Origin of the sequence: Mitsuokella sp. AF33-22 (genome assembly GCF_003475755.1) — a bacterium.
Taxonomy (GTDB): Bacteria; Bacillota; Negativicutes; order Selenomonadales; family Selenomonadaceae; genus Mitsuokella.
In genome coordinates this window covers 412-26,395 of the sequence record NZ_QRQA01000001.1, presented here as the reverse complement: position 1 = coordinate 26,395, position 25,984 = coordinate 412, and the positions used below count along the sequence as shown (strand labels likewise).

The 25,984-nt window shown below is 58.5% G+C and carries 22 protein-coding genes and 8 tRNA genes; 4 read left to right on the top strand and 26 right to left on the bottom strand.

Features of this window, described 5'->3' with window-relative positions; genetic code table 11:
- The first annotated feature begins 131 nt into the window (after positions 1-131).
- Positions 132-1,676: a DASS family sodium-coupled anion symporter gene (locus DWZ54_RS00170; protein ID WP_118474027.1), complete on the top strand. Its 1,545-nt coding sequence runs from the start codon at positions 132-134 to the stop codon at positions 1,674-1,676.
- Positions 1,677-1,763: 87 nt separating this feature from the next.
- On the opposite strand, the gene DWZ54_RS00165 is transcribed toward DWZ54_RS00170, so the two are convergent.
- Positions 1,764-2,402 (bottom strand): hypothetical protein, encoded by a 639-nt coding sequence (locus tag DWZ54_RS00165; protein WP_147369874.1) that lies wholly within the window; start codon positions 2,400-2,402, stop codon positions 1,764-1,766.
- A gap of 206 nt (positions 2,403-2,608) precedes the next feature.
- Here DWZ54_RS00165 and DWZ54_RS00160 point away from each other — a divergent pair, with 206 nt between their 5' ends.
- Positions 2,609-3,784, top strand: coding sequence for an MFS transporter (locus DWZ54_RS00160; RefSeq protein WP_118474025.1), 1,176 nt, complete (start codon positions 2,609-2,611; stop codon positions 3,782-3,784).
- Positions 3,785-3,828: 44 nt separating this feature from the next.
- Here DWZ54_RS00160 and fucP read toward each other — a convergent pair whose 3' ends face one another.
- From fucP to DWZ54_RS00135, 5 genes are all read right to left on the bottom strand, one after another.
- On the bottom strand, positions 3,829-5,169 hold the full coding sequence (gene fucP, locus DWZ54_RS00155; protein WP_118474024.1) for an L-fucose:H+ symporter permease: 1,341 nt from the start codon (positions 5,167-5,169) through the stop codon (positions 3,829-3,831).
- 90 nt (positions 5,170-5,259) lie between these two features.
- Entirely contained in the window at positions 5,260-5,943 is a 684-nt protein-coding gene (locus DWZ54_RS00150) for a class II aldolase/adducin family protein (RefSeq protein WP_118474023.1), read from the bottom strand.
- 12 nt (positions 5,944-5,955) lie between these two features.
- Positions 5,956-6,396: an RbsD/FucU family protein gene (locus DWZ54_RS00145; protein ID WP_118474022.1), complete on the bottom strand. Its 441-nt coding sequence runs from the start codon at positions 6,394-6,396 to the stop codon at positions 5,956-5,958.
- Positions 6,390-7,865 carry a rhamnulokinase family protein gene (locus tag DWZ54_RS00140; protein WP_118474021.1) on the bottom strand — a complete coding sequence of 492 codons (1,476 nt, stop codon included), beginning with the start codon at positions 7,863-7,865 and terminating at the stop codon, positions 6,390-6,392. Before DWZ54_RS00140 ends, DWZ54_RS00145 begins: the two co-directional genes overlap by 7 nt.
- 36 nt (positions 7,866-7,901) lie before the next feature.
- Positions 7,902-9,695, bottom strand: coding sequence for an L-fucose isomerase (locus DWZ54_RS00135; protein ID WP_118474020.1), 1,794 nt, complete (start codon positions 9,693-9,695; stop codon positions 7,902-7,904).
- A 271-nt stretch (positions 9,696-9,966) separates the two neighbouring features.
- Between DWZ54_RS00135 and DWZ54_RS00130 the strand changes: the two genes are divergently transcribed.
- Positions 9,967-10,842 carry an AraC family transcriptional regulator gene (locus tag DWZ54_RS00130; RefSeq protein WP_118474019.1) on the top strand — a complete coding sequence of 292 codons (876 nt, stop codon included), beginning with the start codon at positions 9,967-9,969 and terminating at the stop codon, positions 10,840-10,842.
- Positions 10,843-10,895: 53 nt separating this feature from the next.
- On the opposite strand, the gene DWZ54_RS00125 is transcribed toward DWZ54_RS00130, so the two are convergent.
- Positions 10,896-11,114 (bottom strand): hypothetical protein, encoded by a 219-nt coding sequence (locus tag DWZ54_RS00125; protein ID WP_147369873.1) that lies wholly within the window; start codon positions 11,112-11,114, stop codon positions 10,896-10,898.
- Positions 11,115-11,294: 180 nt separating this feature from the next.
- On the opposite strand from DWZ54_RS00125, the gene DWZ54_RS00120 reads away from it, so the two are divergent.
- On the top strand, positions 11,295-12,185 hold the full coding sequence (locus DWZ54_RS00120; RefSeq protein WP_233541563.1) for a LysR family transcriptional regulator: 891 nt from the start codon (positions 11,295-11,297) through the stop codon (positions 12,183-12,185).
- Here the strand turns inward: DWZ54_RS00120 and fliB are convergent.
- From fliB to DWZ54_RS00025, 19 genes are all read right to left on the bottom strand, one after another.
- The gene (gene fliB, locus DWZ54_RS00115; protein ID WP_118474165.1) at positions 12,162-13,067 is read right to left on the bottom strand and encodes a flagellin lysine-N-methylase; all 906 of its coding nucleotides are present in this window, start codon (positions 13,065-13,067) and stop codon (positions 12,162-12,164) included. The two genes, DWZ54_RS00120 and fliB, sit on opposite strands and share 24 nt — an antisense overlap.
- Positions 13,068-13,074: 7 nt before the next feature.
- The gene (locus tag DWZ54_RS00110) at positions 13,075-14,310 is read right to left on the bottom strand and encodes a phenylacetate--CoA ligase family protein (protein WP_118474016.1); all 1,236 of its coding nucleotides are present in this window, start codon (positions 14,308-14,310) and stop codon (positions 13,075-13,077) included.
- A gap of 14 nt (positions 14,311-14,324) precedes the next feature.
- Entirely contained in the window at positions 14,325-14,918 is a 594-nt protein-coding gene (locus tag DWZ54_RS00105; RefSeq protein WP_233541562.1) for an indolepyruvate oxidoreductase subunit beta, read from the bottom strand.
- Positions 14,915-16,768, bottom strand: coding sequence for an indolepyruvate ferredoxin oxidoreductase subunit alpha (iorA, locus tag DWZ54_RS00100; RefSeq protein ID WP_118474015.1), 1,854 nt, complete (start codon positions 16,766-16,768; stop codon positions 14,915-14,917). Before iorA ends, DWZ54_RS00105 begins: the two co-directional genes overlap by 4 nt.
- Positions 16,769-16,907: 139 nt before the next feature.
- Positions 16,908-17,477, bottom strand: a complete 570-nt coding sequence (locus DWZ54_RS00095; RefSeq protein WP_118474163.1) for a universal stress protein — start codon at positions 17,475-17,477, stop codon at positions 16,908-16,910.
- A 21-nt stretch (positions 17,478-17,498) separates the two neighbouring features.
- Positions 17,499-18,716 (bottom strand): ABC transporter permease, encoded by a 1,218-nt coding sequence (locus tag DWZ54_RS00090; RefSeq protein WP_118474014.1) that lies wholly within the window; start codon positions 18,714-18,716, stop codon positions 17,499-17,501.
- Positions 18,697-19,809, bottom strand: a complete 1,113-nt coding sequence (locus DWZ54_RS00085; protein WP_118474013.1) for an HlyD family secretion protein — start codon at positions 19,807-19,809, stop codon at positions 18,697-18,699. Before DWZ54_RS00085 ends, DWZ54_RS00090 begins: the two co-directional genes overlap by 20 nt.
- 26 nt (positions 19,810-19,835) lie before the next feature.
- The gene (locus DWZ54_RS00080) at positions 19,836-20,318 is read right to left on the bottom strand and encodes a MarR family winged helix-turn-helix transcriptional regulator (RefSeq protein ID WP_118474012.1); all 483 of its coding nucleotides are present in this window, start codon (positions 20,316-20,318) and stop codon (positions 19,836-19,838) included.
- Positions 20,319-20,399: 81 nt separating this feature from the next.
- Positions 20,400-22,043, bottom strand: coding sequence for an EAL domain-containing protein (locus DWZ54_RS00075; protein ID WP_118474011.1), 1,644 nt, complete (start codon positions 22,041-22,043; stop codon positions 20,400-20,402).
- 24 nt (positions 22,044-22,067) lie between these two features.
- On the bottom strand, positions 22,068-23,192 hold the full coding sequence (locus tag DWZ54_RS00070) for a DUF362 domain-containing protein (protein ID WP_199663137.1): 1,125 nt from the start codon (positions 23,190-23,192) through the stop codon (positions 22,068-22,070).
- 357 nt (positions 23,193-23,549) lie between these two features.
- Positions 23,550-25,001 (bottom strand): lipase family protein, encoded by a 1,452-nt coding sequence (locus tag DWZ54_RS00065; protein ID WP_147369872.1) that lies wholly within the window; start codon positions 24,999-25,001, stop codon positions 23,550-23,552.
- 75 nt (positions 25,002-25,076) lie between these two features.
- A tRNA-Leu gene (locus DWZ54_RS00060) sits at positions 25,077-25,162 on the bottom strand.
- A gap of 5 nt (positions 25,163-25,167) precedes the next feature.
- A tRNA-Leu gene (locus DWZ54_RS00055) sits at positions 25,168-25,254 on the bottom strand.
- A gap of 49 nt (positions 25,255-25,303) precedes the next feature.
- Positions 25,304-25,389, bottom strand: a tRNA-Leu gene (locus tag DWZ54_RS00050).
- Positions 25,390-25,433: 44 nt separating this feature from the next.
- Positions 25,434-25,519, bottom strand: a tRNA-Leu gene (locus tag DWZ54_RS00045).
- A gap of 26 nt (positions 25,520-25,545) precedes the next feature.
- A tRNA-Leu gene (locus DWZ54_RS00040) sits at positions 25,546-25,634 on the bottom strand.
- A gap of 18 nt (positions 25,635-25,652) precedes the next feature.
- Positions 25,653-25,726 (bottom strand) — tRNA-Gly (locus tag DWZ54_RS00035).
- A gap of 10 nt (positions 25,727-25,736) precedes the next feature.
- Positions 25,737-25,812, bottom strand: a tRNA-Thr gene (locus tag DWZ54_RS00030).
- An 8-nt stretch (positions 25,813-25,820) separates the two neighbouring features.
- A tRNA-Phe gene (locus DWZ54_RS00025) sits at positions 25,821-25,896 on the bottom strand.
- Between the last annotated feature and the right edge of the window lie 88 nt (positions 25,897-25,984).

Below are 25,984 nucleotides of genomic sequence, written 5' to 3'. Positions count from 1 at the left end.
CGAAAAAAGAATCATTTAAATAGCATTTTTCTATTGATAAAGTTCTGATTTTTCATTATCATTAGACATAGGACCTGCGCAGTCTACTCATCCTCGCACCAGAAATCATAAAAAAACAGGAGGTATTCTCTATGGACAAGATGAGTCAAGAAGCACTAGCCGTAAAACGAGCTGAACAAGCTTTTGACCGCAAGCGCCGCACGATTGGTCTCTTCGGCGCTCCCATCCTTGCTCTGCTCGTATTTTTTACCCCGATTGCCGGGCTGACGCTTGAAGCACACAAGCTGCTGGCCATCATGGTGCTCGTCGCCCTATGGTGGATCACCGAGCCCGTGCCCATCCCCGTCACATCCCTGATTGGCCCGACTCTGGCCGTCATCACGGGCGTCGTGCCTGCCGGCACGGCCTTCGCGGCCTTCGCCAATCCGATGATTTTCCTCTTCATGGGCGGCTTCATTCTCGCCAAGGCCATGATGACGCACGGCATCGACAAGCGCTTCGCCTACTGGCTGCTCTCGCGCTCCTGGGTCGGCTCAAATCCCCGCCGCATCTTCCTCGCCGTAGGACTCGCGGCCGCCCTGTGCTCCGGCTGGGTCAGCAATACGGCGACCGCTGCCATGATGTTCCCGATCTGCCTTGGCCTTCTGACCTCCATCAAGGAGATGTTCGCCGCCAACGGCCGGGAAATCGATCTGCACGAATACAAATACGCCACGGGACTCATGCTGATGACGGCCTATTCCTGTTCCATCGGCGGCGTCCTGACCCCAATCGGCACGCCTCCCAACCTCATCATGCTGGGCTTCCTCGACCAGATGTGCAACATCCATGTCTCCTTCTTCCAGTGGATGACGTGGGGCTTCATCGCCATGGTCCTGTACTTCATCATCGCTTATATCGTCCTCATTCGCATGTTCCCGGCTGATGTCGAGCGCATCGACGGTGCCGAGGAATTCGTCCGGAGCAAGATTGCCGAGCTCGGCGAGTGGACCCGCGCACAGAAGAACACCGTCTTCTGCTTCGGCGTCGCCGTCCTGCTCTGGGTCCTGCCGGGCTTCCTCTCCATCGCACTCGGCGGCACCTCGCCTGTCCTCAAGATGTACAACCGACTCTTCCCTGAAGCCGTCGCCGCCATGGCCGGCGCTTTGCTGCTCTTTCTTCTGCCCATCAATTTCAAGCGCCGCCAGTTCACGCTGACCTGGAGCGAAGCCAAGGAAGGCATCGAATGGGGCACGCTGATTCTCTTCGGCGGCGGCCTCGCCATGGGCGGCATGATGTATAAGACCGGCCTCTCGCAATGGGTCGGCGATGCCATCATCACCATGATGGGCGGCGAGCCCTCGGCCATCGCCATGGTCGCCATCTTCTCCGTCATGGCCCTGCTGCTCTCCGAGCTCACGAGCCATACGGCCGCCACGAACATGATTGGCCCGCTGGCCATCACGGCCGCCATGTCCGCCGGCATGGACCCGATTCCGGTGTCCGTCGCCATCGCCCTCTCCGCATCGCTCGGCTTCATGCTGCCGGTCTCCACGCCCCCGAATGCCATCGTCTACGCGTCTGGCTACATCCCCATCACCAAGATGATCCGCACGGGCGTCTACATCGACTTCATCGGCATCGCCTGCGTCACGATTCCGCTGGCCATCTACTTCGTCAGCTGGATTATCCACTGATGCAATGACAATGAGATAACGCATATACAAGAAGGCAGTCCGCCGGCTCACAGGAGTCGGCGGACTGCCTTCTCATTTTATGTGTTTTCAATTGTTGATGCGATAATCCTCAAACGACGTAATCATGCCCGAATCAAGGCCGAGTATCAGCTCGTGGAACACTTCCGGCGAAGTGTAATCGAGCGGCAGGAAGCAGCGCAGCGCATCGTTGTAGAAGTTGCGGATCTGATTCTCCGTCGTGCGGATGTCGAGCTCCGTCTTCCGCTTGTGCGCCAGGTAGGCACGCCACGAGCGCTGATACCCGAGATACGAGATCAGCCCCCAGAGTACGAGGAACAGAACGATGACGCCTGCCGGGAAATGGATGCCGATGAGCAGGTACAGGAGCAGAGCCAAAAGACCGCCCCCGATGAGCCAGTGTGAGCGCGAGGGCTGGCGCCAGCGGGAGCTCATCATCCAAAGGTCTTCCAGTACGGCATACTTCTCATCCATATCGGAAAAATACTTCTGGAGCCGGCGAAGCTCCGCAATCGTTTCCTCTCTGGTCCCCGGCACCGGCGACAATTCCCGGAGAGCCACGAGTTCCGGCAGGCCGTTTGTTTCCGCTGCCTGACCAGCCTGTGCATCTGCGCGGCGGCCCGTTTCGTCAAACGTCACCGGCTCGCCGCAGAAGGGACAGATCCGCGTCCCCTTGTCCAGCATGCAGCCACATCTTCTGCAGATCATACAGATCCCTTCTTTCTTCGTAATGACGATACACGACCAAGGTGAATTACAGTTCATAGATAACATTTCGACGAAGAAAGAAAAAGTCCTTCTGCCATGGCGCATTCACTTGTTTTTTCGCAGCAGCTGCGCCTTTGTGATGCCCTGCTCGGCAAAAAACGTTATAATAGAAGAAATCATACATACTCTGCGAGGAACTGCATCTTATGGAAATCTGGAAACGCAATCTTTTCATCTGCTGCCTGGCTTCTTTCATCGTTTCAGTCGGCATGAGCCAGATGGCTCCAATCCTGCCAATCTACATCGAGGAACTCGGCGTCACGGATCCGCGGGACGTCGCGCGCTGGGCGGGCATCGTCTTTGGCTGCAACTTCATCAGCCTGGCCATCTTCTCCCCCATCTGGGGCCGGCTTGCCGACCGCTACGGCCGCAAGCCCATGATCCTTCGCGCCTCAGGCTGGCTCGGGCTCATCATGATTGGCATGTCCTTTGCGACGTCGGTCTGTCATCTCGTCGTCCTGCGCCTCATGCAGGGCTGCCTGTCAGGCTTCCAGGCAGCCGTCGTGCCGCTCATCGCCCAGGAAACGCCGAAGGATCACTCCGGCTGGGCCATGGGCATGTTCTTTACGGCTCAGGTCACAGGCGGCCTCCTGGGACCGCTTTTTGGCGGCTTCTTATCGGAAATCATCGGCATCCGCCACACCTTCCTGCTCATCGGCTGCTGCTGCCTGCTCGGCTTCCTCGCGCTGACCCGCGTCCACGAAACCATGCGCCCGGCAGCCCGGAAAGCCGCGCTGGGGCTGAAGGCCACCTTTGCTTCCCTGCCCCAGCGCAGCGCAATTCTCGGTCTTTTCCTGACCACGCTCATCATGCATTTTTCGCTGACCTGCATCCAGCCGATTCTCACCGTCTACGTGAAGGAACTCTCGCTCACCGACGACCACATCGCGCTGATCTCCGGCGTCATCTTCTCGAGCGCCGGCTTTGCCTGCATGCTCTTTGCCTCCCGCATCGGCCACCTGGCCGATACCATCGGCTCGCACAAGGTCCTCTTCGCGTCTCTGACGCTCGCCGGTTTCGTCTCCCTGCCGCAGGGCCTCGTCACGGCTCCCTGGCAGCTCGCCCTGCTGCGCTTCATCCATGGCATCGCCGTCGCCGGCCTCATGCCCTCCATCAACAACCTCATCCGCCAGCTGACACCAGCAAACTGCCTTGGCCGCATCTACGGCTTCAACCAATCGTGCCAGTTCATCGGCATGTTCACCGGAGCCTTCCTCGGCGGCCATCTCGCAGCCTTCTTCGGCATCCGCCACATGTTCTTCATCGTCGCGTTCCTGCTGCTCTTTGACGCGCTCTGGTACCACAAAGCCAGTCAGGCATAAAAAAGAGCTGCCCGTACAGGCAGCTCAGAAGGGGAATGATTCGATTAATCCTTCACATTGCGGAAGGCCAGGGAATACGCCAGGACCACGGCAAAGCAGAGGACCGGCAAATAGAAGGCCGAACGGATCGCCGTCTGCTCCGGGTTGAAGCCGCTGACCAGGAAGGCAAGCGTGCTGTTGTCAACGAGAGCACCCATGATCGGCGTAATGATGGCGCCGCCGAGGATGGCCATGATGAGGCCCGCGGCGCCGAACTTGACCTCAGCGCCGAGGCCGCGCAGTGCGATACCGTAAATCGTCGGGAACATCAGCGACATGCAGCCGGAAATACCGATCAGGCAGTAAATGGAAACATCAATCGGCAGATAGATCGTGCCAAGGCAGCAGAGGATGCCGCCCAAGGCAAAGACAGCCATCATCTTCGCCGGCGTGATGTACTTCATGAGCCACGTGCATATCCAGCGGCAGCCGATGAAGAGGAAGATAGAATAGATGTAGAAGTTGGCAGCCTCAGCCTCAATGACGTGCAGGTTGGCCATCGCATACTTGATGGTCCAGGTCCAGACGGCAATCTGTACGCCGACGTAGAAGAACTGCGTCACGACACCGAACGCATAGCGCGGCAGATGGATGAGGCGCGAAAGTGCTTCCCTGACGGTGATTTCCTCGCCGGCATCCTTGTCGTTGAGCTTGCTGCGGAAGAACGCACACCAGATGATAAACGCGATGAGAATCAAACCGACATACGGCACGCACACCCAGAAGAGCTCGACATCGCGTACAGCCGTGAGCTGCTCCGGCGTCATGGCCAGGCGATCCTCGAGCGTGGCCGGATTCAGATGCGAGAGGATGACGTATTTGGCGAGGAACAGGCCAGCCATGGAGCCGAGCGGGTTGAACGCCTGCGCAAAATTCAGGCGGCGGACGCTCGTGGATTCATCGCCCAGGGACAATACAAAAGGATTACAGGTCGTCTCGAGGACCGACAGGCCGCCGGCCAGAACGAAAATCGAAACCAGGAACAGATTATAGCTTTGCAGGATGGCCGCCGGGATGTAGCCGAAGGCACCGATCATGTAGAAACCCAGGCCGACCAGGACGCCCACGCGGTAGGAATACCGCTTGATGATAAAGGCTGCCGGCAGGGCCAGCACGGCATAGGCACCGTAGAAGGCGACCTGTACCAGGGACGAATCGACCGCTTTTATCATGAATATTTTGGCAAATGACGGCACAAGATTATCCGTCATGTTGTTGAGCAGGCCCCAGAGTGCAAAGCACGTGACGAGCAATCCGAAATAGAACCGGTATTCCTTCGGCACGACAGGCGCAGAAGCCTCCTGTACCTCTGGCTGCACAGCAGCTGCAAACCCTTCTTCTTTCATACTAGCCCTCCTTCGGGAAACGGCCCGCCTGGACGTCAGGCGAGCGCTCTTTCCTGATTCTCTCTATCGTTATCTTCTCAAATCCTGTTCTCAATCCTCTGCATAATGACGGTAGCCGGGATGACGGCCCGTCACGCCGTAATAGCTGCGGAGTTTGATGAGCTTATCGATGTTCTCCTTCGAGATCTCCTTCGGCCCGCCGAGCTGATAGGCCACGAGGTTGATCTTCGCGAAAAGCTCAAGCGTCTCCATCTTGTAATACGCGCCGATGAGATCAGCTCCCATCGTCAGGGCACCGTGATTCTCGAGCAGGACAGCATCGTGGTCCTGGATGTACGGGGCGATGGCCTCCGGCACCTCATATGTGGATGGCGTGCCATACGGCGTGATGGGAATGGAGCCGAGCGATACGACCGTCTCAATCATATCGTAGCGGTCCAGGGGAATATGGGCCACGGCAAAGCCCGTAGCCGTGGGCGGATGTGCGTGCAGCACGGCACCGACATCCTCGCGGTCCTTGTAGCAGCGCATGTGCATCTTGATCTCCGAGGACGGGCGATACCCTTCTTTGGCCTCGAGTACCTTGCCCTCCGCATCGATGCGCACGAGCTTTTCCGGCGTGATGAAACTCTTGCTGATGCCTGTCGGCGTAGCCAGGAACGTCCCGTCGTCGAGCTTGACGGTTACATTGCCGTCGTTGGCTGCCACCCAGCCCAGCTGCCACATCTTATGGCAAACATCGCAGATTTCTGCTTTAATTTCTTCGTAACTCACGTAATTTCCTCCTCAATCCTGCACGACGCCTTTTTGCAGCATGACATTCGCATAGACGGCACTCTCGCCCGTCGTCACGATGGCATACGCCGTGCTGGCTTCTTTATAGAATGCGAAGCGTTCAATCGTGCCCACGGCATCCTTGCCGCGTGCATCGTGATGTGAAACGATATCCTTGTACGTATCCCAGATCGGTGTCTTGACGGGATCGCCTTTCATGACCTCCATGAGGCTGACCGGTTTCTCGACGTAAGCATCGAGCGGCATGACCTGCAGGATGGCGTCCAGGAGTTCCGGCACGCCGTGTCCGTCGCAGCGCACGACCTTGCAGTTTTTGCCCACCGATTCGGCCGGGAAATTGCCGTCGCCGATGACGATGCGGTCGCTGTGCCCCATCTCGCAGAGCACCTTGAGTAATTCCGGCGATAAAATATGGGGAATGCCCTTCAGCATGATGTAATCTCCTCCCATCTGTGATATTCCTGCTGCCAGCGCTCCGTCTGCTGCGGCTCATACGTCCGGATGTCCTCCGAAGCCTTGATGATCTGCCGCGCTTCGCGCAGGCTGCCGATAGCGCCTGTCGAAAGCAGCTGCAGGGCGATGTTGCCGAGTACCGTGGCCTCAACGGGCCCGGCCAGCACGGTTTTTGCGCAGGCATCCGCCGTCATCTGGCAGAGCAGCCGGCTCTGGATGCCGCCGCCGATCATGTGCAGGCGCGGATACGTGCGGCCGAGGCAGGTTTCAAGTTCCAGCGCGGCCTGATGGTAACGCATGGCCAGGCTCTCATCGATGCAGCGGACGACAGCACCGACGGAATCGGGCACAGGCTGCCCGGTTCTCCGGCAGTAGTCGCGGATCCTCTCCGGCATGTTGCCACTCGGCACGAACTCCGGCGCATCGGGATGAATGAAGGAACGGAACGGTTCAGCCGCTTTTGCCAGCTGCTCGAGCTCGCCGAAGGAATATTCCCTGCCTTCCCGCAGCCACTGGCGGCGGCATTCCTGGATCAGCCAGAGGCCGATGATGTTCTTGAGGAAGGATGCCTTGCCGCCATAGCCGCCCTCATTCGTGATATTCGCCTGTTCCGAAGCCTCGTTGATGACGGGCTCGGGAAGTTCTGTGCCGAGCAGCGACCAGGTCCCGCACGAAAGGAACAGGAAATCCTGTTCATCCGTCGGCACGGCCGCCATGGCACTCTGCGTGTCGTGTCCCGCCACAGCTATCACCGAAGCCGGCGCCAGGCCGAGCTCCTCGCAAAGCGCTGCATCGATCTTCCCGATGCACGTCCCCGTCGGAATGAGCTCCGGCAGGATGCCCTCCGGCAGGGACAGGGCAGCAAGGACGCGCCGGGACCAGCATTTCTTCCTGGCGTCGAGCATCTGGCTCGTCGATGCGATGGAGTATTCTGCCTTGCATGCTCCTGACAGGAAATAATTCAGGAGATCCGGCATGAACAGCAGTTTCTTTGCCCGTGCGAGCACCTCCGGCCGCTGCTCCTTGAGTGAAAGCAGCTGAAAGAGCGTATTGATCGGCATGATCTGGTTGCCGGTGATACCGTAAAGCTCCTGCCGTGAAATATGGCGAAAGGCTGCTTCAACCATGCCGGCCGTGCGCGCATCCCGGTAGTGAACGGGATTCTCCAGCAAATTCCCGCGCTCATCCAGCAGGCCAAAGTCAACGCCCCAGGTATCGATGCCGACACTGGCAAACGGCCCGGCCAGATGCGCCTTGGTCATGCCCTGCTTGATCTCGTGGAACAAGCGCAGGACATCCCAATACATCGTACCGCGGACCATGACGGGATCGTTGGCAAAACGGTGTACCTCCTCCATGTGGATGGTGCGGCCGTCGAACGTGCCGACGACCGCCCTGCCACTGGAGGCACCGAAGTCAAAAGCGAGCACGCGTTTTTCTTCGGTCATCCTATCTCCTCCAACTCAGCGCTCATGAAGCGCTTTTTATTTATACATCGGGCCATATGCCTGGCAGGCACGGTAATCCTGTCCCTCTTTATCCATGCCGAAGGCATTCCAGGCCGCCGGACGGAAGATATCCGCCTCCGGCACATTGTGCATGCAGACCGGGATGCGCAGGATCGAGCAGAGCGTGATGAGATCCGCACCGATATGCCCGTACGTGATGGCACCGTGATTGGCGCCCCAGTTGTTCATGACATCGTAAGCCGACTTGAAGGCACCTTCGCCCGTGAGGCGCGGCGTGAACCACGTGCAGGGCCAGGTGTAATCCGTGCGCTTCCAGAGCTTGTCGGAAACTTCATCCGGCAGATTGACCGTGTAGCCCTCAACGAGCTGCAGGACAGGGCCGACGCCCTTGACGATATTGACGCGGACCATCGTGGCTGGCATCTCGCCGCGCGTCAGATAGCGGGACGAGAAGCCGCCGCCACGGAAGTAACCATTGTCGGCCGGGCACCACTGCGTGGCATCGAGGCAGGCTGTTTGGTCGCTCTCCGTCATCTCCCAGAACGGCTTGATGACGGAATTGCCTTCGCTGTCCTTGACTTCGCCGCAGGCATCGAGGCAGGCTGCACCCGAATTGATGAGATGCAGGAAGCCCTTGCCTTCCTTGGCCTTGCCCTCGAGCTCGTAGCCCGTCGCCTTCTTGACGGCCTCCGGGCTCCAGTACGTGCGAACATCGGCGAAGATCTGCGCACGATTCGTCAGGAGCTTGTTGAAGAGCATGGCCACGCCGTTGAGCGTATCGTTCTCCGTCGCGAGGATATAGCTCTCACGTGCGCCATCCCAGTCAAACGACGAGTTCATGAGCGCTTCGGCGAAATCGCCATTCGGGTAGAAATCCGTCCACTGGCGCTGTCCCTGGAAACCGCCGGCAATCGCATTGTGTCCGACCGCTTCCTCCTCGCAGCCTTTCGGCAGATTCGGATTGCCATTGTAGAGGTCCTTCATGATGCACATCATCTTGACGACAAATTCCCAGGCCTCTTTTTTCTGTTCGTCCGTCTTGCGTGCAAAGTCCGGATTCTTGTCAAAGCCTTCCTTGCAGTGTTCTTTCGTCCAGGCCAGTGCCTTCTCATATTCCTTCTGATCGTAGATGCCTTCCGTCATGCGGCGGATGATCTCGACCTCATCGACCGACTCGATGCGCATGCCGAGATATTCCTCAAAGAAATCCGGATTGATGATGGAGCCGCCGATGCCCATCGTGATGGAGCCAATCTGCAGATACGATTTGCCGCGCATCGTCGCTGCTGCCACGGCCGCCCGGCCGAAGCGGAGCAGCTTGACCTTGACGTCCTCGGGGATCTCCGTCGCATCGGCCTCCTGCACATCGTGACCGTAGATGCCGAAGGCCGGCAGGCCCTTCTGTGCATGGCTCGCGAGCACCGAAGCCAGGTAGACGGCACCCGGGCGCTCCGTGCCGTTGAAGCCCCAGACACCCTTAATGGTCATCGGATCCATGTCCATCGTCTCGGAACCGTAGCACCAGCACGGCGTAACCGTCAGCGTGATATCGACGCCGGCCTTCTTGAACTGATCGGCACAGGCAGCGGCCTCCGCCACGCGGCCAATCGTCGTATTGGCGATGATGACCTTCACGGGCTCGCCGTTCGTATAGCAGAGATTATCCTCAAAAAGCTTCTTGGCAGCCTGGGCCATGCCCATGGTCTGCTCCTCCAGCGAACCGCGCACATCGAGAACGCCGCGGCGTCCATCGATCGTCGGACGGATGCCAATTACCGGATAATCACCAATCAATCTGCTCTTTGCCATGCCTGTTTCCTCCTAATCTATTGTCTGAAGATTGCTTAACCTTGATTACGCGTTCAGTATACCATTGAAAACAGGCTTCTTTCTCGGTGTATCTTATGGTAAAATAGTACTATATTATCTTATTGTATATTTTATATATTCTGAGAACAATTTTAGCAAAAATTAAAATTGACTACAAACAAAAATATTCAACCTCATTTTCAGCAAAACAGCAAGATTATTACATTTTATAAGACAATATTATCTTTTACTTCGAAAGGGTGTTTTCCATATGAAGCACGATGGATATAACGAATTTCGTCAGCGCGGCCGCTTCGATTTTCCCATTGAATGCCACCACGTCGACTGCCATCACCCGCGTTTCTACATGCCGTATCACTGGCATATGGAATACGAGATCGATCTCGTCGTCAGGGGATCCGTGACGCTCACGCTCAATGAATCTCAGGTCCACGCAAAAGCCGGTGACATCATCTTCATCCGCGACGGCGTCGTGCACGGCGGTCATCCCGAAACCACGGACACGATTTACGACTGCATCGTCTTCGACATGAAGAAGATGCTGGCCGGCAGCCATACGTTCCAGGATCGGATTGAGGATGTCCTCAAGCACGTCACGCTCATCAACAAATATCTGCCGGCCTCCACGCCTGACATTCCGCGGCTCATACAGCACCTCTTCCGCAGCATGAAAGAGGAGCACACGGGCTACGAGCTCGTCGTCACGGGGCTGCTCTACACCTTCCTCGGCTTCATCTTCCAGCAGGGCCTTTACCACGAAGCCGCATCCCTCCCCCTGCGGGAGCACCGCCGCAAGCGCATCACGCAGCTCAAGCAGACCTTCCAGCTCATCGATTCCCAGTACCAGCAGCCGCTGACACTCACCGACCTCGCACAGGCGGCCAACCTCTCGCCCAATTACTTCTGCCGCTTCTTCCAGAAAATCACGCATCACAGCCCCATCGACTACCTCAACCGCTACCGCATCGAGATGGCCTGTCTCAAGCTCACCCACACGAACGATTCCATCACGGAAATCGCCTTCTCCTGCGGCTTCAACGATGTCAGTTATTTCATCCGGCTCTTCCGCCGCTACAAGGAAACCTCGCCGCGCAAGTACAAGCAGCTCATGAAAGAGGGCAAATAAAAAAAGCCATCGCCCGAGCGACAGCTTCCTGATTTTCACGATTTTCTTGATTTTCATCGGTCCGTACCGTCCTGCTCGAGAACGATATCGGGGTAATCCGGGCTGTGCAGACTCACATAGCTCGTCGTGCCCATCTCTACGGCATACCGGTCCATCGGCGTGGTCAGGCCTGCCTTGCCCACGCGGGCATCGGCAGCCGCAATATTCATGAGAACAACCATGATCCAAATGGCAGCAATAACCATGCAGGTCAGCAGTTTCTTCGTCATCATGACAATCACACTCCATTCTTTCTGTCTCTATGAACCATCTCGGCGCCGTTCCTTTTGACACCTTTATTATCGCACAGCCGCGCCCGCTTGAAAAACGGATAAATCTGATTGATATATCGGAAAAACCGATTGATTCAGGCAGGATGCAGCGCTACAATAAGCTTGGAATGGAGGATTGCCATGACTCTTTTGCAAATGCGTTACTTCCTGGCCGTCTGCCGCTGCCAGAACATCACCCATGCGGCCACCGAACTTCACATCGCTCAGTCCACGCTGAGCCAGTCCATGCAGGCCCTCGAGGACGAAACGGGGCTCAACCTTTTCCTGCGCGCCGGGCGCACGATCGTGATCAGCCAGGCCGGCCAACAGCTCGCGCAGAAACTCGCGCGGCTGCTGCAGCAGGTCGATCAGGTGGAGGGCGAGATTCGCGATATGGCGATGCGCCACAACAAGGTCCGCATCGCCATCCCGCAGCAGCAGGCCTCCTATCTCCTGCCTTACCTGCTCAGCGAGTTCCAGCAGCAGCACCCCGAGATCCAGCTCGACATCACAGAGCCATACGGCCTCGAAGCCGCCCGCCTCGTGCGCGATGAAAAAGTCGACCTGGCCGTCATCAACTCCGACGACAGCAGCCTGCCGGACGTCCACTACCGCCGGCTTGCCTCGCGTCCCATCTGCTTTGTCGTCTGGGAAGATCATCCGCTTGCGGGCCGCACGAGCATGACACTCGAAGAAGCCGCCGGCATGCCTGTCGCGATGCTCTCCGAAGGATTTTACGTGACGCGCGTCGTCCTGCGCACCATGCATCAGCGCGGGCTTACACCAAACGTGCGCTATTTCTCGCCGCATCTCTCCACGCTCTACAGCCTGATGCGCCATCACGTGCTGCCCGCCATCCTCTTTGAACGTTCCTTAGCCGAAATGCCGGGGCTCGTCACGATTCCCTTTACCGAAGGGCTCAAGCTCACGGGCGCACTCCTGACAAAAAAGAACCGCCAGTCCTCAAAGGACCAGCGGCTCGTCATGAAATTCATCCTCGAAAAATTATCAGCCATTCCCAGTCAGGAATGACGAGAACTCTCTGCCGCACGCCTCGATGAGGTGTACGGTATTTTCTTCATCGTATTCAATCTGCTCCGACCAGCGGCGCACGGCCTCCGGGAAATCCTGCAGCGAAGCGGCCAGGAGATAGATGAAGGCCGCATTGCCGCGCGCATAAGCAGCAAGTGCCCCGATGCCATACCGGGACACCTTGTCGAGCTGGCGGTAGAGGATATACGAGGTCAGGCGCCTTGCCACAGCCTCTCCCAGCGCCGCATAAAGCTGCGCATACGATAAAAGCAAGGCATCACCAGCCGCCCGCAAGGCAGCGAGCTGCCGCGTCCAGACAGCATCGATGGGCTCTGTCGCCTCCATCTGTTCGAGCAGGAACGACATCCGCCCCCTGGTCAGCCGTGCAGGCGGACGCAGCCAGGCATCCGGCACCGGATAGCCCAGGAACATCAGCAGGGCTGGGAAAGTAAAGGACTGACACTCCCCTTCCGCGTGAAAGCGCAGTTCCTTTGCCGCAAGCAGCAGCTCCGTGGACTTCTCGCAGGCCAGTCCGAAGCCGGCGAGCTCTATCCCGCCGCAGAGCGCGAAAAAGCGCGGATGCATCGTGCAGATCTCACAGAGATTCTCCTCGCCGAGGCCGAGCACGAGACGGCAAAGCCCGTCTGACCTCAGGAACGGGCAGCGCTCATCCGCCGTGAGCCGGAACGAATACGTCCCGTCATCACATCGGATCTTCCGCCTCAGTTCATCGCCCAGGGGGCCGTCAAGCGAGCGATACCACTGCGCCGTATCGCTGTCAACATCGATTTCCCAGCCGCGGCAGCAGGTATGGCGGCAGCCGCCGGCCTTGCAGGCAAAGTCAGCGGCAAAGTCCGGCCAGATCGTGATAATCCTCTCCATCGCATTCTCATTCATAACGCGTATCGATTACGCGCTTCGTCTTCTTCTCCGAGCGCGGCAGCACGCCGATTTCCACGACCTTGACGAGCGGCGTGAAGCCGATGCGGCTCTTGACGCGCTCGGCGATGCGTTTCGCGAGGTCGAGGAAGTCCACGCTGCCGTTCGTCTCGACATAAAGGCGCATTGTGTCCTTGCCGTCGAGATGCGAGATATGGATCTGATACTCGCTCGAAACCTCGGGGAAGGTCCGAAGGATTTCCTCGATCTGTGCAGGGAAGAGATTGACACCCTTGATCTTGACCATATCATCCGTGCGTCCCTGGATTGTATCGAGGCGCGGGAATTTGCTGCCGCACGGGCAGTCGCCCGGCAGGATGCGCGAAAGGTCATGCGTGCGGAAGCGGATGAGCGGTGCACCCTCCTTGCGCAGCGTCGTGATGACGATCTCGCCCCACTCGCCGTCCGGCAGCGTCTCTCCCGTCTGCGGGTCGATGATCTCGATGTAGACGTAATCATCCCAGTAATGGATGCCGTCATGCGCATCGCAGCTGATGCCGATGCCCGGGCCGTAAATTTCCGTCAGCCCGTAGATATCGTAGGCCTCGATGCCGAGCTTCTCGCAGATGGACTTTCTCATCTTTTCGCTCCAGCGCTCCGAGCCGATGATGCCCTTGCGCAGATGGATCTTGTCCTCGATGCCGCGCTTCTCGATTTCCTCGGCGAGCAGCAGCGCGTACGACGACGTCGCACAGAGCACCGTGCTCTTCATATCCATCATCATCTGCAACTGCTTTTCCGTATTGCCCGGCCCCATTGGCACGGCCATAGCCCCGAGCTTCTCGCAGCCCGCCTGGAAGCCGATGCCGGCCGTCCAGAGCCCGTAGCCCGGCGTGATCTGCACGCGGTCCAGCTTCGTCACACCGGCCATCTCATAGCAGCGCGAAAAGAGCAGCGCCCAGTCCTCGACATCCTTTTTCGTATAGGGCACGATGACCGGCTTGCCCGTCGTACCGGACGACGAATGAATGCGCACGATCTCCTCCTCCGGCACGGACATGAGGCCGAGCGGATACGCGTCGCGCAGATCCTTTTTCTCCGAGAACGGCAGCTTCCTGAAGTCCTCCGCGCTGTCCACATGATCGATGCCGTATTCCTCGAGGCGCCTGCCGTAGAAGCTGTCGGCCCTGCGCAGCGCCTTGATGCGGCTGTTGACGAGTTCCAGTTGTTCGTTTGTGATCTCCATAAAGACTACCTCTCTTACTGCTTGTCCCCTTCGGCATAATAGGCCAGCGCACGCTCATTGAGCGCGACAAAGCGCGGCTTGACCTTGTCGCGGATGGCCCCCAAAAGCTCCTCTTCCGTCAGGAAATCCAGCGCGCCGCTCTTGAGAGCCGCGCCGAGCATGACGACATTTAGGACCTTCGGATTCCCGAGCTCCTGCACGGCCTGCCAGCCATCGATGACGAGAAGGTCCGGGACCGCCTTTTGCAGATACTCGATCATTTCCCTGCCGGTGTAATCCGTCCCCTTGAGCGCCGCCGTCACGGGCATAACGGGATGGGAATTGACCACCACCGTGCCGCCGTCCTTCAGATACGGCAGCATGCGCACGGCCTCCGCAGGCTCAAAGGCCAGCAGGAGGTCTGCCGTGCCGCGGCGGATCATCGGGCTCATGACGCCCTCGCCGATGCGCAGATGGCTGAAAACCGAGCCGCCCTTTTGGGCCATGCCGATGGTTTCGGCGCTCATGACCGGCAGCCCCTTCTTCATGGCCGCCGCGGCGATGAGCTTCGACGCGAGCACCGTGCCCTGGCCGCCCACGCCCGTCAACAAGATATTCTTCTGCATCATGCTCTGCCCCCTTCCTTTTTATCTGCCGCTGCAAAGTTCTTCACGGCAATCGCATCGAACGGGCAGATCTCGCGGCAGATGCCGCAGCCCGTACACTGCGAGGCATCAATCGTCACGCGGCCATCCTCGATGACAATGCCGGGGCAGCCGATCTCGCGGATGCACTTCTTGCACGTCCGGCACTTGTCTTGCAGGATTTCGGCAAGTCCCAAAGGCTTGACGAGCGCAATGCACGGCGAGCGGAAAATGATGGCCTTGAGCCCCGGCTCAGCCGCCACCTCGCGGACGACGGCCACGGCCTTCTCAAGGTCCAGCGGGTCAACCGTGCGCACCGTCTGCACGCCGACGCCGCGCAGGCTGTCTTCAATCGATACCTTGTCGACGATCTGGCCCATCATCGTATGGCCGGTACCAGGGTGCGGCTGATGGCCCGTCATCGCCGTCGTCGAATTGTCGAGCACGACGAGCGTCATGTCTGCCTGATTGTAGATGCCGTTGACGACGCCCGTCAGCGCCGAAGCGAAGAACGTCGAGTCGCCGACGAAGGCAAAGCACTTCATGCCCGGCGTCACCGCGCCGATGCCCTGGGCAATGTTGACGCCCGCGCCCATGCAGAGACAGGTATCGACCATGTCGAGCGGCATGGCATTGCCGAGTGTATAGCAGCCGATATCGCCACAGAACACGCTCTTCTGACCCTTCATCGCGAGCTTCACCGCGTAGAACGACGCCCGGTGCGGACAGCCCGCGCAGAGCACCGGCGGACGCACAACCTCGCAGGGGACAGGCGGCAGCTCCTGCCGCTTTGACTGCGGCCAGCCCATGAAGCATGCCACGTCGTCATAGACGGAATCGCGCGTATTCTCACCGGCCGTACGGACATCGCCCGTGAGCTTGCCGCGAATCTTCACGGGCAGCTGATACTTGCCGCAGACATACGTGAGCGCGCGCTCGATGACAGGATCGAGTTCCTCGAGGCAGAGCACCTCATCGAGTCCCTGCAGGAACTCGACGGCCTTTTCCTCGGGAAACGGAAACGGCGTCGAAACCTTGAAGACGCGCGGTGCGCCTTCGCCATGCTCCTGCAGCGTCTCCACGACATACGGATAGCTGACACCATGTGTCGCGATGCCGCGGCGGCAGCCCTGGTCCGCAGCCGGCAGCACCTTGTTGCGTGCGTACGCCGAAAATGTCTTGGAAAGCCCCGCATTGCGCGCCTCGATCTCCTGATGCGCGCGATACGAGAGCTTCGGGAAGATGACCCAGCGTGCCGGATCGCGCACGAAGCCCTCCACCTCATGCTGCACGTATTTCTCGGGGTCCTTGACCTGCAGCGACGCATAGCCGTGGTCGATGCGCGTCGTCGGCCGCAGGAAAACCGGCGTATGATACTCTTCCGAGAACGCAAACGCCTCCTGGATCATCTCATAGGCCTCCTGTACACTCGAGGGGTCGAAGCACGGCAGCTTCGCGAACGCGGCGAAATGGCGCGTATCCTGCTCCGTCTGCGAGGAAATCGGCCCCGGATCGTCGGCCACGAGCACGACCATGCCACCCTTGACGCCAAGATACGCAAGGCTCATCAAGGGGTCAGCCGCCACATTGAGCCCGACCTGCTTCATCGTCACGAGCGCGCGCGCACCGGAATACGCTGCACCGGCCGCGACCTCCATGCCGGCCTTTTCATTCGTCGACCACTCCACGTGGACTTTCCCGTCCGGATTATGCCGGGCTATCGTCTCCAGCACTTCCGTCGACGGCGTCCCCGGGTAGCCTGCCACCACATTGACACCGGCGGCCAGCGCCCCCATGCCAATGGCTTCGTTGCCCATCCAATACTCTGTATGCATCTCCTGATCCCGTCCTTCAATCGTTAAAATACACAGATACCCTTTCATTATACTATAAAATTCCACTTTGAGTAGACAAAACTTACAATATGTACAAAAATACGCACAAAAAAATCCTCCCCGTCAGGGAGGAGGATGGTTAGATATGTTCCTGTCTCGTCAGATAATCGTCTTCGCTGTCCCAGTCATCGGGCAGACCCTTGACGATGAGCACGGGACACGGCGCGCACTGCAGTACGTAATGCGACACCGAGCCCACGAGCAGGCTGTGGAAGCTGCCGAAGCCCCGGCTGCCCATGACGATGAGATCGCTGTGCTCCTGCTCGGCAACCTCACAGATTATCTCGCCGGGCGTGCCAACCTCCACGCGCGTCCTCGCCCGTATCTCCTGCGGGATCACGTGCATCATATCCGCCAGGAACTGATAGGCTGAGATCTTGAGCTCGGATGGCACGTAGCCGCTGAGACTGACCTGCTCAAAAGCAGCCACATGCTTGTTGAGGTCGACGACCATCAGGAGTGTCAGCTCCGCCCCCGTCACCGCCGCGAGATGGATGGCCTGATTGACCGCCGTGAACGCCTGTCCTGAACCATCCGTCGGCACGAGGATGCGCCGGCAGGAAATCTCCTGCTTTGGCCGCGACTGGATATCCGCGATGAGCCTGGCCGTATCCGGCCGGCCCTCATGCCCCTCTTCCTGCTTGATCATCGTCATCACTCCTTTTCCTGCTCATGCTTCCGGCACGCCTGACACATCTGCCGGGCGTGCACCCTTCTTCTCCGCGGCAAGCTCCTGCAACTGCTGGAGCTTCTTCTCATCGGCCAGCCGCTTCAGCAGCGCCTTGCGCGAGCCGTAGAACCGCCAGCAGAGCAGGACGGCGACGATCCCCATGAAGACGAAGAACGCCCCGAGCTCCCGCGAGATGTCCGCCAGCCCGGCGCCCCTGGCAATGATGTCGCGCACGAAATGGAATTCCCACGTCAGCGGGAACACATGCGAGACGGCCACGACCCAGTCCGGATAAAACGAGATTGGCCCTGTCGGACCGCCGAAGATGAAGCCGCCCGGGATAAACAGGATCATGCGCGACGACGCGATGCCAGGATTTGCCGCCGTCCAGCCGAAAATCAGGCTCATCATGCCCACCGTCATCACATAGAAGCACTGGATGATCAGGAAGGTCAGGAGATTGCCCGAAAACGTCATATCGCCAAGCGTGTGCAGCACGCCCATGCCGAGCACGAACGACACGATGAGGCAGGCCCCGTACGGGATCAGCCGCAGCACGAGATCCCAGGGTGTGCCCTCCAGAAGGATCTTGTCAAGCTGATGCGTGAGCCGCAGCCGCGGCACCATGCCGATGGTCGCGAACGTGAAAAACATGGAACCGAAGAAGAACAGAAACCCCTGCGTCTCCACGTTGTAATTCGAGCCATTCGGATTGAAGAGCACGCGGTCCGCGAGGCTCACGGTGCCGGCATCCGAATCATTCGTGCTGCCCGGATCGCCGGCTGCCGCCGCATTGTCGAGCCCGACAATCTCATTGAGCGCCAGCTTGACGTCGGCCGTCTGTGCCGTATTCGTATTGTCGTAGAATACGCCGATATTCGTCGCCGTTCCCGTGTAGCGGTCCTTCTCGAGATTGCGCGGGAAGTACACGACGGCGATGGCCCGGTCGCGGTAAAAGAGTTCCTTGGGATCGACCGGCGTATTGAGTACGGCCGTGACCTTCATGTACTCCGACGCATTGATGCGGTTCGTCATCTCATGGCTGTATGCCGAATTGTCGAGGTCGATGACGACGATATTCGCATCGTGCGAGAAATTGCTGCTGAGCATGATGCCGAGCAGCACCGTGACGACCATGGCCACCATGATGCAGACCTTCTCGTACGGCATGCCCTGTCCCGAGAACAGAAAACGGATTTCATCTTTTAGTGAATTCACGGTCGCTCACCCCAATGGTCATGCCCGGGACGACACCGTCCTGCGGGTCGATATAGATGCGCACCTGGAAGGCGGTAAGGTCGGCCTGCCCCTTCTCGCGCGACTGCTTGAGATCAGCAAAGCCCGGCGCCTGCGTCAAAAGCTTGATGGTACCCGTGACCTGCCTGCCGCCAGCGACCGTTGTGCCCGTGATGGTATCGCCTTCCGCGAGGCCCCGCGCCTGCTGCTCGCTGATGTAGATATCATAATAGCTGCGGTTGCTCTGCAAGAGGATGACCGGCGTATCCGCCGTCACCATCTCGCCCTCTTTCGAGAGCACCTTCAGGATCTTGCCGTCCTCCGGCGCCCGCAGCGTCAGGCGCTCCTTCTTGACCTGGAGCTGCTGGAGCTGCACGGCGAGCGCCTGCTTCTGCTGCACAAGCGCATCGATATCGTTGCTCATGTTGCCGGCCGTCTGGCGCTGCTGCTCGATAGTCGGCAGGCTTAAAGAGTCCGTATCACCCGTATCCTTCGCGCCCGTCAGGAGCTTGTCGAGGAGCTGCTGCTGCTGCTCGACATTGGCCTCGGCCACATTGAGCGCCATCTCTGCATCATCAAGCTGCGATTTCGCGATGGCCCCCGCGTCGAGCAAAGCCGATTTGCGGTTGTAATCGATGCGGCTGTTCTTGAGCGTCGCCTGTGCGGCCGCAACAGCTGCGCGCTGCTGGTCGATCTGGCGGAAACTCTGCGTCTCGTCGTTATCGGCCTGCATATAGCTCAGCGCCTGCTTGCCTCCCGTCGAGCGGATCTGCGCATCGAGCTGGGCAATCTGCGCCTTAAGCTGCTCGATGGCAAGGTCCGTATCCGTCGAATCAATTTGCATGACGACATCGCCGGCCTTCACCGTATCGCCCTCCTGCACCGTCACCTGCTGCAGGCGGCCGCTGACGCCATCAAAGGCCATCTTGACCTGCTCGGCCGTCAGGATGCCCTCTTTCTTCTCCATGCCCAGCGCGATGGCATCATGCCCCTTGTACATGAGCAGCAGGCCGCCCACGATGAGCAGCGCGATGAAAACCACGCCGGTGCGCAATGCTTTCTGTCTCGTATTCATCCAAAATCCCCCTCATCTGCGATGCATCAGCCCGACATCTTCTTGAGCAAGCGGCTGAGCTCCTTCTGCTCGTCCTCCGTCAGGCGCTCCATGAGCTTCGTGACGCGCAGGTAATGCGCGGGCAGCAGCCCATCCATGAAGTCGCGTCCCTTCTGCGTCAGGCACGCGAGCTTGCCGCGCGCATCCTTCGGGTCCGGCAGGATCTCCACCATGCCTTCCCGCTCGAGGCGCTGCAGCATCGTGCTGACCGTCGCCTTTGCCACGCCCACCTTGGCCGCAACCTGCGAGGGCGCGATGCCCTGCGGATGCTGATGCAGCACGATGAGCAGGCAGAACTTCCCTTCGGACAGATGGTACTCCCGCTGCAGCACATCCATGACGGACTGCTGCACCTCCTCACCAGCCTGCTTGATTTCGAGCATCGCAATCACGGCCGATGGATTGATTTCGGGGATGATTTTTTTATGGCGTGCGAGCTCTTCCCAGCTCGGCAGCATTTCCCGTTTCATGTCCCATTCCTCCAGAAATTAGTTAGCTTACTAACTAATAGTATAAAAAAATTGCCTCGTTTTGTCAAACGAGGCAACTTTTCAGGCAAGTGTATCCAGGCGATTGGCCTCGCAGCCGATGGCTTTGCCCTGCACATCGGCCGTGCGGATCATGCAGAGATATGCGTCACTATCGAGATGCGGGATGCGCATGATGATGTGGCTCTTCCAGACGGGACCATGACCGCGCCACTTCGTGCGGAACATGCCGCAGAGAATGCCGTTTTCCGCGGCTTCCAGCCGATCATCGAGGTTATCCGTGCGGAAAAATTCTTCATAGCGCAGCCAGTCATCCTCGCAGACATACATCTCTTTGTAAAGTGTCATGCTATCCTCGAGCGAAAACGAACGCCCGTTGAGCTTGCCACTCGGACTCGTGAGCAACAGGAGCTGCTGATGCTTGAGGTCCAGCGTGAAGATGGCATCGTAGAGGTAGAAGATACCCTTCATCATCTTTTCCGGCGTCAGTTTCTCTTCTTCACGAATCTTTGCCTTGCTGCGGCAATGGATCTCGAACAGGCAGCGCTGCTCGCGCTTCACGACGAGACTGGCATCCATGCGGATGATCGTGTCGCCCTGCACATAGGAAAATTCCTCAGATTCTCCCGTCCGAGCGAGGCGCAGCAAGCCATGATGCAGATAGCGCATTTCCGGGTCATGCGAGGAATTGAGCGCTTCTGCCCATTCTTCAGAGCCGTCCTCCGCGCCCTGCCAGAGCAAATCACCGCAGCTCTTGTCGGCAAACAACAGTTGGAACTGACGCGCATGGTACTCAAGCAGCATCAGAGGCTGCTCCGTGAGGAAATCCACGCGCGCAATCGCATCATAATACGATTTCCAGTTCCAATCCTCGATGCCGATGCCCTGCTTCAGGCAGGCCTCGACGCTCTTGTCGTACGGCATGGGCCGGCCGAGATAATAGCCCTGAACCTTCTCGCAGCCGCTCTCCCGCAGGAAATTGAACTGCTCCTCCGTCTCCACACCCTCCGCCAGCGTGCGGTTGCCGATGCGCTTGTCCATCGCGATGATCGAAAGGATGATGTCGCGCGCCCGCTTCGTATCGCTCTTGAGGAACGCCATATCCATCTTGAGCACATCGAAGCGCTGATCTTTGAGGAAATTCAGCGTGGAATAGCCGCTGCCGAAATCGTCCATCCAGATTTCATAGCCCGCCTCGCGGAACTTGTCGAGCGACGTGCCAATGACCTTGACGCGGTCCGTCAGAATGCTCTCGACGACCTCAAGATGCAGCATGCTGCGCGGCATGTCATAGCGTTTGAGCGTATCCTCCACCACCGAAAAGATATCACAGGTGATGAAATCGAGGCGCGACAAGTTCAGCGATACCGGCACCGCCTGACGTCCGGCCTTGCGCAGCCGTGCGAAATTGCGGCAGACGGCCTCAATCATGTAGCGGTCGAGCTTATCGATGAGATTGTGCTGTTCGAGCACACCAATGAACTGCGGCGGCGTCAAAAAGCCATACGTCGGGTCATCCCAGCGGGCCAGTGCCTCCATGGCACAGAGCCTGCGCGAGATGGTCCGCACGATTGGCTGATAATACACCTTGATCCACCGTTTCTCGATGGCCTCATCGATATGACGAACGATATAGCCCCGCGGCATGCTGCTGCGCTTGAGCGTTTTCTTTTTCTTGTCTGGCTGTCCCGGCAATGCTTCCGCCATAAAACACGCCTCTTTCCCCTAAGCTTATTTGAGCGTAACGAGCTCGTATTCTCTCGTTCCCAGACCGATCTTCTCCGCATGCTCCAGCGTCTCACGCCAATGCACGTTGGGGTTGTTGTCCAGGAAGTGATCGTGATGATGATGCCAGTCCGGCTTGGCCAGATTATCGGCGAGCTGGCTGTTCGGCAGCGGCGTCGCCTTCAGGCAGGCGTCAGCGCAGGCCTGGTCGAGTGCGACCGGGTCAAACGAAGCGAACATGCCGATATTCGGCAGAATCGGGGCATCGTTCTCGCCATGGCAGTCGCAATTCGGCGAGATATCCATGACCATGTTGACATGGAAACACGGACGGTCCTGGCAGACGGCCTGTGCGTACTCCGCCATCTTGCGGTCGAGCTTGTCGCCGGCATCCCACTGCTCATTGCTGATGGCGCTGAACGAGCAGGCACCGATGCAGCGGCCGCAGCCCTTGCAGAGCTCCGGATCAATCACGGCCTTGTTGTCGACGTAATGGATGGCGTCCGAGCCGCACTCCTTGGCGCACTGGCGGCAGCCGCGGCAAAGCGCCTCGTCAACGACGCACTTGCCCGACGAATGCTGCTCCATCTTGCCGGCGCGGCTGCCGCAGCCCATGCCGATGTTCTTGATGGCACCGCCGAAGCCCGTCGCCTCATGTCCCTTGAAATGCGCGAGGCTGATAAAGACATCGGCATCCATGACGGCACGGCCGATCTTCGCCTTCTCCACGAACTCCCCGTTCTTGACCGGCACCTCAACGTCATCCGTGCCCTTGAGCCCGTCGCCGATGATGATCTGGCAGCCCGTCGTCGTCGGATTGAAACCGTTGAGATTCGCACAGTCCATATGCTCGAGCGCATGCTTGCGGCTGCCAGGATAGAGCGTATTGCAGTCCGTCAGGAACGGGCGGCCGCCCTGCTCCTTGACGAGATCCGCGATGACCTTCGCGTACTGCGGGCGCAGGAAGGCCATATTGCCGAGCTCACCGAAATGCATCTTGATGGCGACGAACTTGCCGTCCATATCAATCTTCTTGATGCCCGCAGCCACGCAGAGCGTCTTGAGCTTCTGCAGGAGATTTCGTCCCACCGGCACGCGAAAATCCGTAAAATATACCTTGGCTTTCTCCATGATAATCCTCCATCCAATACACACATTTAACTGTATACATTTATTCGACACAACTGTGAAAATTCCCTCTCACTGTCGTTCAAAAGAATGACCGCCCCGCAAAAAAACAAATAAAATAACCATCAGCGGCTTTCTCGTCACCACTGATGGTTATCCGTGAGATAGGAACGATTCGATCATTGAGTTTTTCCCTTTGGACTCGTTAACTAGCCCATCGGAATTACCTCCCATCCTGAGTAAGTTCGTCGGCTGTCGGGAAAGGTGAACCCTGCCTTTCCTTTGGCTTGATTTTATTATACCGGAAGGGCGGCCAAAAGTCAATATAATTGTAAGAATATTTTATGTATTATGTATTCGTTATGACATCCCAAGCGCGTGATCACGTTCCTCACGTCCGAGGAACTGCAGGCAGCTCGCTGCCTCGAGCGGTGTCATATCGCGCGTCGTCATGCTGTGCGACTGCATCGTCAGGAGATGCCCCTGGAGATCGTAGAGCTCCTCCACAAGACTCAGCCGGTATACGCCCTCCTGCGTGCGGCTGCCCTCGGCGCGCAGATGCGTCAGCAGCACCGACTGACAGCCGGCCTGACGTGCCGCAGCCATAAGCGACGGCAAATCCGAAGCGGCCTGCTGCGAAGCCGGCGCGAAGACCACCGGTGCATACTGCAGGGCGAGGGATTCCGTCAGAGATCGCCGCATGTACGCTGCATCGTCTGTCAGATGCGTGTCAAGCTGCAGCTCCGGCCCCACGACGTAGAGACCGCCGGAAAGTGCCTTGGGCTCGTGCGCCGTCAGCGGCGTAATTATCCCCTCCGGAGTCTCATCGTAATAACTGCGCAATGCATCGTCAAGATACACGACCATCTGATGGGCAAAGCGGTCGCTGTTGCGGTTCTGGCGCCAGCGTACCTTCTCGCCGAACTGCACGAAATGTCCCGAAAGCGACTGCAGCACCGCCGCCACGGGATCCCCCTCCATGACCACGCGTGTGAGCGCAAAGCGCGACTCGTAGCGTCGCGCAAAAGCCTCATCGCCGACGGCCGGCGCCCCGAAGGTGATAACGCGCAGCTGCTCTTTGGACACGCCCATGTCGGAAAGACGCGCCGCTGCCAGCGTCGCCGCCGCACCACCGAGACTGTGACCCGTCAGGCAGAGGATTTCCTGCGGCCTGGCCAAGAGCTCTGCCGCCAGCGCTTCCCCAGCCGTTTGGCCCTGCAGGGCCTCCACCGGTGTCGTGAAAAGCGCCGTCATCGTGTAATCATCAAAGCCCTTATGCACCATCGGCAGCGGATCCTCCTGCCGCATCCCGCCGGCGGCCGCAGCCGCAAACTCCTGTGGATTCGTGCCACCGAACGGCACACGATGCGTCTTGAGATCGACCTCGACATCCTTCTTGCGTTCCGTTCCCGGGAACGACAGGATCATGGCCTGCTTCCCCTCGGCAAGCTCCTTGCGCACGAGATGGATGCGCCCTTCTGCCACGGGCGAGACAGTCTCATGGCTCGCAATCGACCAGCCTGATTCTCTGAGCCATTCCCGCGCCAGCAGGCTGCGGTCATCCCCATACGAAGCCAGCGATACCACCGCCGCCGTCAAGAATAATGCCTCCTGCTGCTCTTTCTTGCGCTGCACCGCGTCCACGGACGTAGCCGCTGAAACAGGAGTCACCACCTGCTGCGAGGCTGTCGTCCCCGCCGCCGCAGGCGCCGCCAAAGCCGTGACAGCGAAAAGCCCCGGCATGCTGCCCGTTCCCAGCAGCAGACCAAGCAGCAGCGGCACGCCCCGCTGTCTCCATCCCCATCTTTCCATGACAGCATCCCCTTCTTGAAACTGGTATCCAGATACAGAAAAAGCCCAGATAAAAATCTGAGCTTATATTTCAAATGGTGCGGTCGATGGGACTTGAACCCATACGTCTTGTGAACACTACCCCCTCAAAGTAGCGCGTCTGCCAATTCCGCCACGACCGCGTAAATGGTGCGGTCAAGAGGACTTGAACCTCCAAGGTGTTGCCACCACTAGCGCCTGAAGCTAGCGCGTCTGCCAATTCCGCCATAACCGCATGATATGTAATTTTTATGAAAACAGCACCAAGTGCCGTTTTAAGCAAATGGTGCGGTCGATGGGACTTGAACCCATACGTCTTGTGAACACTACCCCCTCAAAGTAGCGCGTCTGCCAATTCCGCCACGACCGCATAATGAAGTTGTGAAGACCTTGTAAAAATGAGGAAAATTTGAATGGTGCGGTCGAGAGGACTTGAACCTCCATGATGTTGCCATCACTAGCGCCTGAAGCTAGCGCGTCTGCCATTCCGCCACGACCGCATGATGAAATTTCACAAGGCAATAGTTGGTGCCGAGGACCGGAATCGAACCGGTACGGTTGTTTCCAACCGACGGATTTTAAGTCCGTTGCGTCTGCCAGTTCCGCCACCCCGGCAGTATCTGGAACAATTAATGGAGCGGGTGATGGGAATCGAACCCACGTGATCAGCTTGGAAGGCTGGAGCTCTACCATTGAGCTACACCCGCATAAGCAAAGTGGAGCTGGCGAGAGGAATTGAACCCCCAACCTGCTGATTACAAGTCAGCTGCTCTACCAATTGAGCTACACCAGCTTGAAAAATGGTGCCTCAGAGCGGAATCGAACCACTGACACGGGGATTTTCAGTCCCCTGCTCTACCGACTGAGCTACCGAGGCATCTTAACAAGTTGAAAATATTATAACACATTGCTGTGTAATAAGCAAATGGCGACCCGAATGGGACTTGAACCCATGACCTCCGCCG